Raw genomic sequence first — 13,179 nt, 5'->3', positions numbered from 1 at the left:
GGGGCGCCCTCACCGTTCCACCAGCGCCATGCGCTTGTTGTAGATGTTCATGAAAAACGACGTCACCAGCGAGATGGTCAGATAGACCGCCATGGTGATGGCGACGACCTCGACCGCCTGGCCGGTCTGGTTCAGCACCGTGCCGGTGAAGACCTGGACGAGATCAGGATAGCCGATCGCGACGGCGAGCGAGGAGTTCTTGGTCAGGTTGAGGTAGTTCGAGGTCAGCGGCGGGATGATGACCCGCATCGCCTGCGGGATGACGACGAGCTTCAGCGTCGGCCCCGCCCGCAGGCCGAGCGCGTTGGCCGCCTCGGTCTGCCCCTTCGAGACGGCGAGGATGCCGGCGCGGACCACCTCGGCGATGAAGCCGGCGGTGTAGGTGGTCAGGCCAACCAGCAGCGCGACAAACTCAGGGAAAATCTGGATGCCGCCGCGCAGGTTGAAGCCGGCGAGCTCCGGATAGACGAAGGTGACCGGCCGGCCGGTGGCGAAATAGACCAGCAGCGGCAGGACGATGATCAGGCCGAAGGCAATCAGGCCGATCGGATACTGCTTACCGGTCGCGGCCTGCTGCTTGTGCGCCCAGGAGCGGAAGACGAAGGTCGCGACCAGGCCGATCAGCAGCGCCCAGATGATGAGATTGCCGCCGGGGCCTAACTGCGGATCGGGCACATAGAGGCCGCGATTGTTGAGCAGGAAGCCGGCCGGCAGCTCGATCGACTGGCGCGGATTGGGCAGCGGCTTCAGCACCGCATTGTACCAGAAGAACAGCTGCAGCAGCAGCGGCAGGTTGCGGATGACCTCGACATAGATCATCGCGAGCTTGGACACGATCCAGTTGCTCGAAAGCCTGGCGACGCCGACGAAGAAGCCGAGGAAGGTCGAGAGCACGATGCCGATCGAGGCCACCAGCAGCGTGTTGAGCAGGCCGACCCAGAAGGCCTGGCCATAGGTCGAGCCCGACGCGCTGAACGGGATCAGCTTCTGGTTGACATCGAAGCCGGCCGCGTTGTGCCAGAAGCCGAAACCGGAGGCGATCTTCTGGGCTCGCAGGTTCTCGATCGCGTTCGAGGCCGCAGACCAGATCAGGAAGCCGACCACGGCGAGCAGCAGTATCTGGTAGAAATAGCCCCGAATCTTCGGGTCGTAGAACACCGAGGCTCTGCCCGGCTTGACCTCTGCGGAAGTAGTCGACACGTCTGACGCCCTTCTGAGTGTTGGCGACCGAGGGTCTGGCGACGCCCCCCTCGGATCGTCGCCAGCCCGTATTCTTATCCGGTTCGCCGGAACAAGACAGCTTCAATGCCCGATGCGCGACGCGTGCCGCGCATCGGCAATCCTCACCGGATCGGCGGCGCGTATTGCAGGCCGCCCTTGGTCCAGAGCGCATTCTGGCCACGCGCGATCTTGAGCAGCGAGCCCGAGCCGACATTGCGCTCGAAGCTCTCGCCGTAATTGCCGACATGCTTGACGATCCGATAGGCCCAGTCATTGGTCAGGCCCATCGGTTCGCCGAACTTGCCTTCGGTCCCGACCAGACGCTTGATCTCCGGATTCTCGGATTTGAGCATCTCGTCGGCATTCGCCTTGGTGACGCCCAGTTCCTCGGCGTTGATCATGGCGAAGAGCGACCATTTGACGATATCGAGCCAGACATCGTCGCCATGGCGCACAACCGGGCCAAGCGGTTCCTTCGAGATGATCTCCGGCAACACCATGTGATCGTCCGGATTCGAGAGTGTCAGACGCTCGGCGTAAAGGCCCGAGGCGTCGGTGGTGAAGGCGTCGCAGCGGCCGGCCTCATAGGCCTTGACCGTCTCCTGGTTGGAGGCGAAGGCGACGACCTCGTACTTGATCTTGTTGGCGCGGAAATAGTCGGCGAGGTTGAGTTCGGTCGTGGTGCCCTGCTGGGTGCAGATCGAGGCGCCGGCGAGCTTCAGCACGGAATCGACGCCGAGCTTCTTGCGCACCATGAAGCCCTGGCCGTCATAGTAGTTGACGCCGGCGAAGTTCAGCCCGAGCGCGGTGTCCCGCGAGATCGTCCAGGTCGTGGTGCGCGACAGGAGATCGACCTCACCCGACTGCAGCGAGGTGAAGCGATCCTTGGCCGAGAGCGGAATGAACTTGACCTTGTTCGGATCGTTGAAGATCGCCGAGGCGACGGCGCGGCAGACGTCCACGTCCATGCCGCTCCAATTGCCCTGCTGATCAGGGATGCCGAAACCGGCGAGACCGGTGCCGGAGCCGCAGAGCACGATGCCGCGATTCTTGACCTGCGCCAGAGTGGCCGACTGGGCCAGTGCTCCGCTCGCAGATATGGCGGCGGTGACGGCGATGAGCGCCGCCCCAATGACTTGTTTCATGATTGTTCTGTCCCCTGTCTGGCGGAACGGGTTCTCCCGCTCTCGGTTAGCTAGCAAGCTCCAGGCCAGTCCCCGCCGGCCGCAGTCTCCTCTTCCTCTCCCTAACGAAACGATGGAGCCGCCCGCAAAGGCACGGGGGCTACCAGAAGCTCACCGGATCGGCGGCGCGTACTGTAACCCTCCCTTGGTCCAGAGCGCATTCTGGCCCCGCGACATCCTCAGCACCGAGCGACTGCCGACAGTGCGCTCGAAGCTTTCACCGTAATTGCCGACATGCTTGACGATCCGGTAGGCCCAGTCGTTCGCCAGGCCGAGGCCCTCGCCGAACCTGCCATCGACGCCGAGCAGACGCCTGATTTCGGGATTGGCCGATCCCCGCATCTGGTCGACATTGGCCTTGGTCACGCCGAGTTCCTCGGCGTTCAGCATGGCGAAGTGGACCCAGCGCACCAGCTTGAACCATTGCGAGTCGTTGTCGCGCGTCAAAGGGCCGAGCGGCTCCTTCGAGATGATCTCCACCAGAACCATGTGGTCGTCCGGTGCCGTCAGCTTCATGCGCTCGGCATAGAGGGACGAGGCGTCCGTGGTGAAGGCATCGCAACGCCCGGCATCATAGGCCTTGAGCGTTTCCGGGCCGGTGTCGAAGGCGACGATCGTATGCCTGAGATTGTTGGTCTTGAAGTAGTCGACCACATTAAGCTCGGTCGTCGTGCCCCGCTGCACGCAGATCGACGCGCCGGCCAGCTGCATCGCCGACATGACTCCGAGCTTGCGGCGCACCATCAGGCCCTGGCCGTCATAATAGTTGACGTTGGTGAAGAGCAGGCCGGGCGGCGTGTCGTTCGTGATGGTCCAGCTCGAATTGCGCACGAGCACGTCGACCTCGCCCCCTAGGAGCGCCTTGAAGCGATCATTGGCCGAGAGCGGAATGAACTTCACCTTGGCGGGGTCATTGAAGATCGTCGCGGCGATGGCGCGGCAATATTCGACGTCGAGGCCGTTCCAGTTGCCCTGTGCATCAGGCGCGCCAAAGCCGATCAGGCCGGTATTGGACCCGCAGTTCAGGACCCCGCGGCTCTTGATCTGAGCAAGGGTCTGTTGCGCCTGTGCACTAGCGACGCCAAAGGCAGCGGCGACGACGAGCAGCGCCGCGCTGATCACTCTGATCATGTACTTCCCCTGTCCGGCGGAACGGGTTGATCCCGTCCTCGATAGGTTGGCAAATCCCGGACCAAGCGCGACCGGGCAAGCCATTTTTTCCAGTAGCTTAGAAAGAATCGGGGCGGACGCCGGAGGCGCCCGCCCCGCATGGTTCCTTAGCGAACCGGCGGCGCGTATTGCAGGCCGCCCTTGGTCCACAGCGCGTTCTGGCCGCGAGCGATCTTCAGCAGCGAGCCCTGGCCGACATTCTTCTCGAAGCTCTCGCCGTAATTGCCGACGTGCTTGACGATCCGGTAGGCCCAATCGGCGGTCAGGCCGACGCTCTCGCCGAACTTGCCCTCGGTCCCGAGCAGACGCTTGATCTCGGGGTTGCTCGACTTCAGCATCTCGTCGACATTCGCCTTGGTCACGCCGAGTTCCTCGGCGTTGAGCATGGCGTAGTGCACCCACTTGATCAGGCCGAACCACTGCCCGTCATTGTTGCGGGTCGACGGGCCGAGCGGCTCCTTCGAGATGATCTCGGGCAGGACCATGTGATCGTCCGGCGCGGTCAGCTTCAGGCGCTCGGCATAGAGGCCCGAAGCGTCGGTGGTGAAGGCGTCGCAGCGGCCGGAATCATAGGCCTTGACCGTCTCATCCGCACTCGCGAAAGCGACGACCTCGTACTTCAGGTTGTTGGCGCGGAAGAAGTCGGCGAGGTTGAGTTCGGTCGTGGTGCCCTGCTGGGTGCAGACCGAGGCGCCGTTGAGCTGCAGCGCTGAATTCACGCCGAGCTTCTTGCGGACCAGGAAGCCCTGGCCGTCATAGTAGTTCACGCCGGTGAACAGCAGGCCGAGCGCGGTGTCGCGCGACATCGTCCAGGTCGAGTTGCGCACGAGCACGTCGACCTCGCCCGACTGCAGGGCCGTGAAGCGGTCCTTGGCCGAGAGCGGGATGAACTTCACCTTGGTCGGGTCGTTGAAGATCGCGGCCGCGATGGCGCGGCAGTAATCGACGTCGAGCCCGGCCCAGTTGCCCTGGCCATCCGGCACGCCGAAGCCGGCGAGGCCGGTGTTGGAGCCGCAGTTCAGGATGCCGCGGCTCTTGACCTGATTGAGCGTTTGAGGCGCCTGCGCCTGAGCGCTCACCGCCGCCAGCGCGAAGCCGAGGCCGGCGACAGCGGCTGCCATGAATTTCTTCATTCTGATCTCTCCCATTGTTGCCCCGCCGGCGTCTGCCGGCCGGAACCTGCCGGTCACCGCATCGTCGCGACTTGATGTCCCGTTTCGATGCCGAAAATTTAAGCGAAACACGGCCCGGGTCGATTGCCAGAGCCGCTCATGAGCGTCAAGCAAGGGCTCCCCATGCGCCTGCCTCTTTTCACAGCAGGCATCACATGCGACTTTCCGGAGGTGGTCAAGTGCGGCCACAACCCACCCCCTCCCGCACGCGTCGCTCCCGGTCCATGAAAAAGCTCTCGAAGCCCGAATTCGCGCGCCTGCGCGAGAAAACCCGTCTCGTCCTCGCCGGCCGCGACTCCACCGACAGCTACGGTTTCGTCAATCCGCCGATCGTGCGCGGGTCGACCGTGATCTATCCGAACACCGCGGATTTCCTGGTCCGCAAGGCGCGCTACAGCTACGGCACCTCCGGCAGCCCGACGATCGATGCGCTGCTCGCCGCGGCCCACACGATGGAGGGCGGCGCCGGCGTACTCGCCTGCTCGTCTGGCCTGCTCGCCTGCACCTTGCCCACCCTCGCCTTCCTGACCGCCGGCGACCACTTTCTCGTGACCGACAGCGTCTATCATCCGATGCGCAATTTCTGCGAGCGGATGCTGCCGCGCTATGGCGTCGAGGTCACCTATTATGACCCGCTCATCGGCGAAGGCATCGCCGAGTTGTTCAAGCCGAACACCAGGGCCGTCTGGACCGAGTCGCCGGGATCCCAGACCCTGGAGGTCCAGGACATACCGGCGATCGTCGCTGCGGCCCATGCCCGCGACATCATGGTGATGATGGACAACACCTGGGCGACGCCGCTTCTTTTCGATGCGCACAGCTTCGGCGTCGATGTCTCGGTCCAGGCCGGGACGAAGTACTATGCCGGCCATTCAGACGTGCTGATCGGCACGGTGTCGGCCCGCACACCGGAGCTCTACGGCCAGCTCCAGCGGACCTGGGACGCACTCGGCGTGATCATTGCGCCCGAGGACGCCTATCTGACGCTGCGTGGCATCCGTACTCTCGCCATCCGGCTCAAGGAGCTGCAGCCGGCGGGGCTGGAGATGGCGAACTGGCTGGCGGCGCGGCCCGAGGTCGCCCGCGTCCTGCACCCGGCCCTGCCTGATGATCCGGGCCATGCCATCTGGAAGCGCGATTTCACCGGCGCCTGCTCGCTGTTCTCGATCGAGCTCGAGCCAGTTTCGATGAAGGCGGTGGCCGCCATGCTCGACGGGCTCACGCTGTTCGGCATGGGCGCGTCCTGGGGCGGCTATGAGAGCCTCGTGCTGCCGTTCGACTGCACCCGCTACCGCACCGCAACCAAGCCCGGCTTCAAGGGGCCGACGATCCGGTTCCATATCGGCCTGGAAGACCTGGAGGACCTCAAGGAGGATCTCGACGCCGGCTTCGCACGGCTCAGGGCCGGCGGATAGACTCCGAGACTTTAGGTCGGAGCTAAACCACCGAGTTCCCCTTCGCCAACCGCCTATGGACTTACCGGGGATGCGCCCTTGCGCGCAATGGCGTGCTCGTGGCGGAAAACCGCAGCAGGCGCTCATATTCGACGCAGGCGCGCGTCGCGGCGCTCTCCCAGGTAAATTGCGCGGCGACGCGGGCACGTGCGTGCCGCCCCATCTCGGCGAGGATTTCCGGCGCTCGCGTGAGATCGTTGATCGCGTCGATGAGTTCCCCGGCCGCTCCGGGCTTGACCAGCCTCCCGCATTTCTCGTCGAGCTGATGGGGAATTCCGCCGACATTCGACGCAAGGACCGGGAGGCCGTACGACATCGCTTCGAGGATCGATAACGGGAATGTGTCGGCGAGCGTCGGAAACACGAAGAGATCCGAGCGTCGGAACAAGGCGACCACCTCCTCGTCGGCGAGCCGCCCAGTAACCACGATCCGCTGATCCGGCCTTCGCTGCTGCGTCGCGAGGCCATAATCTATCTCCGGCCTTTTCTCGCCGCCGACGATCAGGAGATAGGGGCATTCGAGCTGCGAGAAGGCCGACAGCAGGATGGGCAGGCCCTTGTTCGGGGTGTGGTTCGCCAAGAACATGCATGTGATCTGACCCGGGCTGCGTTCGGGTATGCCGAGATGCAGATGGATGGCGGTATCGCGGGCGGGGTCGGCCTCCGCTGGGACAGGCACGCCATTCGGAACGTTCGCGATCGCCGCGCTGGCGAACCCCATCTGGCGCACGATGCCGTCGTCCGCTGCCGACAAGGTGAAGATCGCGGATGCTCCCCTAACCGTCGACGAGACCGGGATTTTTACGAGCGCGTTCCAGATCAAGCGCTGAAGGAATCCGAACCCGTAGACTCGCTCGCCATTGGCGATTTCGTTGAAGCCGTGGGTCGAGACGACGTAGGGGATGCGCGCGCGCCGGCAGGCGCGGGCAATCCGCGCCATCTCGAGCGCCGGCATCGGATTGTGCAGGTGAACGATGTCGAAATCCCCGGTGCGAACAAGCCGGGGAATATCCGAACGGTAGAACAGCGTCCGATAACGGTTCGGCAGGCGCCGGGAACGCAGGGGCCACGGCAAGCTCACCTTGACCGGCGTTCTGCGCAGCTTTCCGTCATCAGCCGCAACCTGCGGCCCCATCATGCTGGCGACGGTCACCCGGCAGTGGTCGGTGAGAGCGACACTGAGTTGCTCACCGGCCCGTCCGGCGCCGCTGACGGCGAGATGGGGCGGCGCCACGATCACCGACAGGACGCGGATCATGCGTATTTCGCGGTCAGAGAGGCCGCGAGGTCCGGCTCGCGCCAGAGATCACGCAAGGCGTCGTCGATGGTGAAGGACGGCTTCCAGCCGAAGCGTTGGCGGATCTGCGTCGTGTCGGCGATGAGAACGGGCCTGTCGACGGGGCGAAGGCGCGCGCTGTCTTCCTCCAATGAAAAGCGGATCTGCGCGATATCGCGGAGCTTATGCAGGATTTCGTCAACCGAATAGGACTGGGAAGTTCCCAGATTGACCGTCACCGTCGCGCCCGCCGCCAACGCCTCGGCGGTGGCCACGGTCGCGAAGCCGCGCGCTGCATCCTCGACATGGATGTAGTCCCGTTTGGGCCAGCGATTGCCCAGCTTGATGGTGGTGCGCCCGGATTTCAACTGGGCGACGATCTCCGGCACGAGATGCGGATTGGTCTCGCCAGGGCCAACGACATTGAAGAGCCTCACCACCACCGCCGACAGCGCGCGCATGCTCGCGATGTAGCGGACATATTGCTCGCCTTGCAGCTTGCTCAGCCCATAGATGTCACTCGGTTCGAGCAATGCGGTCCCTTCGCAGTGAGGATGCGTGTCGGGCTTGTAGACCGCACCGCTGCTCGCATAGACGAAGCGGCTTCCGGTAGGCGCGGCAAGGAGCATGTTCATCGCGCCGAGCACGTTGGTCCGGAGCGTCTCTGCCGGCTCCTGCTCGCATTCGGGGATGTAGTGGATCGCCGCGAGATGGATGATGGCGTCCGGTCGGAAATCCTCGACGATGGCTTGGACGCTCGACCTGCTGGTGATGTCGGCGCGTTCGAAGCGGATGCGCCGGAGCTCGCTTTCGGAGAACCGCATCGGTCCGATGCGCAGATTGTCGATGACGCAGACATCGGATGAATCGCACAGCCGGCGAACAACCTGTCGGCCGACATAGCCATTGCCGCCGGTCACCAGAATGCGACGATTATCGGTCAAAATCCCTCTCCCTGCCAGAAGGCTGCAGTCTGGAGGAATTCAAGACAGTTGCGGCGGGACTGGGAACTGGTGCGTGCGGACTAGTACTCCTGCGCCGCCCGTCCAGAACGGCCCAACACGGATATCTCGCGAGGCATGCGAGCCGACGCAAGCTGTTCGTCGCTGCGTATCGGCTCCCGTCAGCCCTAGCCCGGCGCGGAATTTGTGTCCTCGCCGCGCGCCTTCGCGCGCAGCACGAACTGCAGGTTGCGCAGGTAGACGAACACGCCGAAGCCCTGGCCGATGATGAAGACCGGATCACGGCGATAGAGCGCGTAGATCAAAAGCAGCATGCCGCCGCCGATCGAGAACCACCAGAACGTCATCGGCACGACGGAGCGCTGCGCCTTCTCACTGGCAAGCCACTGCACCACGAAGCGCATGGTGAAGAGGCCTTGCGCGACGACGCCGAGCAGCACCCACCAGTCGACCTTGTTGACGAAGACGTCGTGGAAATAATTCCCGATCATGTTCTGCAGGTCGATGAGCATCAGCGCGCCTCCGTCAGGATCTGCGGCACGCGCTTGTGACGCCGGATCAGCCACCAGACGCCGGCGAGGTCGAGGATGCCGACCCAGAGCCGGTCGAAGAAACCGTAATTCGAGACCCCCGTCAGGCGCTGCCTGTCGCGCACGTCGTGATGCAGGACCGTAAGGCCTTCGCGCACCACGAGAGCCGGCATGAAGCGGTGCAGCGCATCGAAATAGGGCAGCGCCAGATAGGCCTCGCGCCGGAAGCACTTCAGGCCGCAGCCAGTATCGCGCGTAGCGTCCTTGAGGACGGCGCCACGCACCTTGTTGGCGATGCGCGATTGCATGCGCTTGAAGCCCGTGTCCTTGCGCCCGACGCGCTGGCCCTGGACCAGGCCGGCAGAGGCCCCTGCCGCCTCGAGCTGGGCCAGCATCGCCGGAATGAAGGAGGGATCGTTCTGGCCGTCGCCGTCGAGGGTCGCAACGATCGGGGCGGCCGCCGCCCTCACCCCGCTGCGCACCGCCGCCGACTGGCCGCAGGACTGTGCATGACGGACGATTCGCAACCAGGGGCGCGTCGCGGCCAGCTCGGCGAGCGCGGCCGCCGTGCCGTCACTCGAACCGTCATCGACATAGATCAGCTCGAAGAGGCCGAGATCGGCGCAAGCGGCCTCGATGTCGCGGACGAGCGGCGCGATATTGCCCTCCTCGTTGCGCACCGGCACGACGATGCTGAGGCGGGGCTGGCCGGTTGAAGGCACAGGTTCAGTCACGGATTCCAAGTCTTTCTGCATTGCGGCGCGCAAACTGCGTCAACCGCCACGGTGGGGCAAGCGTCGATCACTCGCGGACAAAGACGCTGATGTCGAGGCGCTTGCCGCCGTTCAGGTTGAAGCCGGAGATCGTGGTCAGGAGCCGAGGCGCCTGTCCCGACGCGGCAAGCGTCTGGCGGAAGCCGTCGAGGAAACGGCCCTCGACCAGCGCCACCCGGCAGCCGGGCTCCCGCAGGAAGGTGGCCGCGACGCTCCCATCGGCGCCCATGCGCAGATCGGTTCCGACCAGGAAGACGAGACTCGGCTCGCGGTAGCCGACGGTGATGACCTGCGGATTCGGGCAGGTCACGGCCTGCACCGCCTCCGCCAGCCGCGGCGACAGCTTGAGGCCGCGCAGGCTCGGCGAGGCAAGACCGAAGACGCCGGCGCTGAGCAGCAGGCTCGCGATCACACCGCGCCAGAGCGCACCCTCGAACGCGCCCTGGCGGAAGGCCAGGAAACCGCGGAAGGCAACGAAGAGCGCGAGCGCCAGGACCGGCAGGGCCAGCCAAGGCAAGGTCCGGTCGAGCGTCCAGGTGCCGTAGAGCAGCACGCCGACGAGCGCCGCCGGCACCGCGACGACGAGGAAGGCGGTCAAAGTCGAACCGCGGCGGAAGCGGTTGATGCCGCCATTGACGAGCGCGAGCAGAAGCAGGGCCGTGATCGCCGGATAAAGCGGCAGCACATAGTGCGGCAGCTTGGTCGGCACCGCCTCGAAGACGAGCCAGGACGGCACGATCCAGGCAATGAGGAACAGGATCTGCGGCTCGCGGCGCTTCACCCAGGCGAACGGGATCGCCATCGCCGCCAGCGCAGCCGAGGGCCAATAGGTGCCGAAGAACAGCAGCAGATAGAGGCCGGGCGGGCCCCAATGCTTTTCCTGCCCCTCCCCGACCTTGGCGAGCATGTCCTTGCCGACGCTCTCGGCGAAGAAATCGCCGCCGGTCTTCACCGCGATGGCAACGAACCAGGGCAGCACGACAATCAGGCAGAGGAGCAGGCCGAGCCCGGGCCGCAGCGGCGCGAGCCAGCGTAGCGAGCGCTCGCGAATGGCGAGGACAAGCACCGCCAGGCCCCAGACCATTGGGACTATCGGGCCCTTGAGCAACAGGCCGAGCGCCGTTGCCGACCAGAACACCAACCAGTTGTGGCGGCTCGGCACAAAGGCGAGTGAGCGCGTCCAGTCGAGCCAGGCGCGGGCGAGCGCGCCCATGGTCGCGACCGCGCAGGCAGCGAGCAGAGCGTCAGTCTTGGCAAAGCGCGCCTCGACGCCGAGCAGCACGGCTGCCGCCATCAGTGCCCCGCCTAGCAGGGCCAGGCGCGCGCCGACGAAAGCGAGCAGCGCCCAATAGGTCAGGAGCACGGTGGCGATGGCGCCGATCAGCGACGGCAGACGGTAGAGCCACATCGTGGTGCGAGCCTGGGGCACGCCCAGCGCCTCGCCGATGGCAACGCTTCCCGCCTGCAGCCAGTAGATGCCGACCGGCTTCTTGTGCCTGGCCTCGTCCTGGAAGCGGATGTCGACGAAGTCGCGGGTCTCCAGCATCTGCTTGCTGGCCTGAGCGAAGCGCGGCTCGTCGCGATCGAAGGGCTGCAGACTGGCGAAGCCGGGCAGGAAAGCGCCGAGCGAGAGCAGCGCCAGAAGCAGGCAGGCGCGCCAATGACTCGCGGAGGCGAAATTGGCGAGCCGGTCCAGGCCGGAGCCGAGCGAGATCATCGAGACTCCTTGCAGCCGCGGCAGGGGCTGGAGCTTGGAGGTTGCGGGCAGCGATCAGAAACCAGACGCTTTACCAACCGGATGCATCCGGGCCATGCCCCGCCTTTCGGGCGTGATCATGGCCGATCCGGCCGCCGGGCGTTTACGACTTCACGCCGATCGCGGCAAGATGCACTCATGACCTGCGACGACGCAGGGGCAGCGTTTGCCATGCAGACGGCACCGGGAGACGCCATGGTAAGGATATTGCTGCGGGCGATCTGGATAGGTTGCCTCGGCATGCTGCTGGCGATGCTCGCCGGCTTCGCCATCGTGATGGCGGCACTGCTGTTCGATCCAAAGTGCGGCCCGGGCGATTCCGGCGGCTGCGCCATGGGGCTGGTTACCGTGACACTTGGCGCGGCCATCCCCGGTTACGTCATCGGCTTCGTCGGCTACCTCGCTGTGGCGCTCTGGCGCCTGCGCCCACCCCTGCCAACGATCCGACAGCTGCGAAATTGGGGACGCGAGGACTGAGGCGCCCATAGCGGCAGAGCCCGCGGAACCCCATCTCAGATTGAGGGTTGACCCACTGGTCGCGTGAAGAGTCAACGCGGGCCGAAAGGAGCACGATCATGAAGAGTCCGATCGCGGTTCATACCGACGAGGACTACGAACAGGCCCAGCAGCGCCTGACCGAACTCAACGCCGCACCGGACAGCAACGACAAGGAGCGCGAGCTGGAAGCGCTGGCCGAAGCGATGCTGGCCTTCGAGCTGCGCCGAGATGAGGCGCAGGAGTGAGGCAAAGTGGCGAGCCCGACAGGATTCGAACCTGTGACCAGCAGCTTAGAAGGCTGCTGCTCTATCCAGCTGAGCTACGGGCCCTGAAAGAGACGCCGGGGCGAACCCAGCGCAGCAACTCAATGCGTCCACTGGCCGACGCGGTTGAACTTGAAATTGTCCGAGTAGGTCATGGTGCGGCGCTTTGCTGCGTGCGGCTGCTCCACGCGATAGGCAATGCCGTTGCGTGTTGCGTAGGCGACAGCCTCCTCGGCCGTGTCGAACCAGAGCCTGAGCTGGCTCTTCATGTCGCCGGACGAGGTCCAGCCCATCAGCGGCTCGATCTCGCGCGGCCGCTCCGGCTCATACTCCAGCAGCCAGCGACCGGTTTTGGCCGTGCCGGACTGCATCGCGTTGCGCGCCGGCGAATAGATACGTGCCGTCATGCTTCCCCTCGCCTTCCGGCAAAGCTCGTCGAGATTGGTCGGGGCACCAGGATTCGAATCTGGAACCCTCTGCTCCCATTGTTCCCCCGATAGAAACATAACAGTTATCCATCGGCAGGTTCTAGCGGGTTAGTGACGAGTTGCGCGTGGCAAGTCAATCTTATCATCAGAGTCGTCACCCCGAACAGGGGGCAGCGCGGCGCAGCCGACCAAATAGCGCAGTCGCGCTGCCCCCGGCTCGTCTCACGCGAGAGCGGACGCACCAGCTACACCATGGTTAAAATCGACATCATGAGAGCTCACTTTCGGGGCCGAGAAGCGCCATTTTGGGGGCGCTGGGGTTCTGCCGAGAAGCGGACATTCCCGATGCACCGAGAGTCCGTTTGCGACCCTGGCTGTGTAAAAACGCGCGAGTCAGGTAGTGTTTTCCTGCCGCGATGCGGGGGGATCGGATGGGTCGTTTCGTTGAAGGAGCCGACCGCTCGCAGCTGAGTTTCCTGCCCGAGTGCCTGG

Annotated in this window: 13 protein-coding genes and 1 tRNA gene; 3 read left to right on the top strand and 11 right to left on the bottom strand. The window is 64.8% G+C overall.

What is annotated here, in order from left to right:
* Positions 1-9 precede the first annotated feature (9 nt).
* From B6S44_RS10860 to B6S44_RS10845, 4 genes are all read right to left on the bottom strand, one after another.
* Complete coding sequence (locus B6S44_RS10860) at positions 10-1,200, bottom strand: amino acid ABC transporter permease (protein WP_248309547.1); 1,191 nt, start codon at positions 1,198-1,200, stop codon at positions 10-12.
* A gap of 143 nt (positions 1,201-1,343) precedes the next feature.
* Positions 1,344-2,366: an amino acid ABC transporter substrate-binding protein gene (locus B6S44_RS10855; RefSeq protein WP_129156925.1), complete on the bottom strand. Its 1,023-nt coding sequence runs from the start codon at positions 2,364-2,366 to the stop codon at positions 1,344-1,346.
* 150 nt (positions 2,367-2,516) lie between these two features.
* The gene (locus tag B6S44_RS10850; RefSeq protein WP_129156924.1) at positions 2,517-3,536 is read right to left on the bottom strand and encodes an amino acid ABC transporter substrate-binding protein; all 1,020 of its coding nucleotides are present in this window, start codon (positions 3,534-3,536) and stop codon (positions 2,517-2,519) included.
* Between the two features lie 146 nt (positions 3,537-3,682).
* Positions 3,683-4,708: an amino acid ABC transporter substrate-binding protein gene (locus tag B6S44_RS10845; protein ID WP_129156923.1), complete on the bottom strand. Its 1,026-nt coding sequence runs from the start codon at positions 4,706-4,708 to the stop codon at positions 3,683-3,685.
* 263 nt (positions 4,709-4,971) lie between these two features.
* On the opposite strand from B6S44_RS10845, the gene metC reads away from it, so the two are divergent.
* Positions 4,972-6,162, top strand: coding sequence for a cystathionine beta-lyase (gene metC / locus B6S44_RS10840; RefSeq protein WP_129156922.1), 1,191 nt, complete (start codon positions 4,972-4,974; stop codon positions 6,160-6,162).
* A 61-nt stretch (positions 6,163-6,223) separates the two neighbouring features.
* Here metC and B6S44_RS10835 read toward each other — a convergent pair whose 3' ends face one another.
* From B6S44_RS10835 to B6S44_RS10815, 5 genes are all read right to left on the bottom strand, one after another.
* Positions 6,224-7,459, bottom strand: a complete 1,236-nt coding sequence (locus B6S44_RS10835; RefSeq protein WP_129156921.1) for a glycosyltransferase family 4 protein — start codon at positions 7,457-7,459, stop codon at positions 6,224-6,226.
* Complete coding sequence (locus B6S44_RS10830) at positions 7,456-8,421, bottom strand: NAD-dependent epimerase/dehydratase family protein (protein WP_129156920.1); 966 nt, start codon at positions 8,419-8,421, stop codon at positions 7,456-7,458. Before B6S44_RS10830 ends, B6S44_RS10835 begins: the two co-directional genes overlap by 4 nt.
* Before the next feature lie 185 nt (positions 8,422-8,606).
* Positions 8,607-8,951, bottom strand: a complete 345-nt coding sequence (locus B6S44_RS10825) for a lipid-A-disaccharide synthase N-terminal domain-containing protein (protein ID WP_129156919.1) — start codon at positions 8,949-8,951, stop codon at positions 8,607-8,609.
* Positions 8,951-9,724, bottom strand: a complete 774-nt coding sequence (locus B6S44_RS10820; protein ID WP_129156918.1) for a glycosyltransferase family 2 protein — start codon at positions 9,722-9,724, stop codon at positions 8,951-8,953. The genes B6S44_RS10825 and B6S44_RS10820 overlap by 1 nt, the downstream gene beginning before the upstream one ends.
* 46 nt (positions 9,725-9,770) lie before the next feature.
* Positions 9,771-11,459: an ArnT family glycosyltransferase gene (locus B6S44_RS10815; protein ID WP_129156917.1), complete on the bottom strand. Its 1,689-nt coding sequence runs from the start codon at positions 11,457-11,459 to the stop codon at positions 9,771-9,773.
* Between the two features lie 234 nt (positions 11,460-11,693).
* Here B6S44_RS10815 and B6S44_RS10810 point away from each other — a divergent pair, with 234 nt between their 5' ends.
* The gene (locus B6S44_RS10810; RefSeq protein ID WP_129156916.1) at positions 11,694-11,975 is read left to right on the top strand and encodes a hypothetical protein; all 282 of its coding nucleotides are present in this window, start codon (positions 11,694-11,696) and stop codon (positions 11,973-11,975) included.
* Positions 11,976-12,073: 98 nt separating this feature from the next.
* Positions 12,074-12,241: a hypothetical protein gene (locus tag B6S44_RS29335; RefSeq protein WP_164985789.1), complete on the top strand. Its 168-nt coding sequence runs from the start codon at positions 12,074-12,076 to the stop codon at positions 12,239-12,241.
* Positions 12,242-12,248: 7 nt separating this feature from the next.
* Here the strand turns inward: B6S44_RS29335 and B6S44_RS10805 are convergent.
* A tRNA-Arg gene (locus B6S44_RS10805) sits at positions 12,249-12,325 on the bottom strand.
* 35 nt (positions 12,326-12,360) lie between these two features.
* A complete protein-coding gene (locus tag B6S44_RS10800) occupies positions 12,361-12,666 on the bottom strand; it encodes an ETC complex I subunit (RefSeq protein WP_129156915.1) in 306 nt (101 codons plus the stop codon).
* Between the last annotated feature and the right edge of the window lie 513 nt (positions 12,667-13,179).

The organism is Allobosea sp. Tri-44 (assembly GCF_004123845.1).
Classification (GTDB): Bacteria; Pseudomonadota; Alphaproteobacteria; order Rhizobiales; family Beijerinckiaceae; genus Allobosea.
This window is presented reverse-complemented; position numbering and strand designations above follow the sequence as displayed.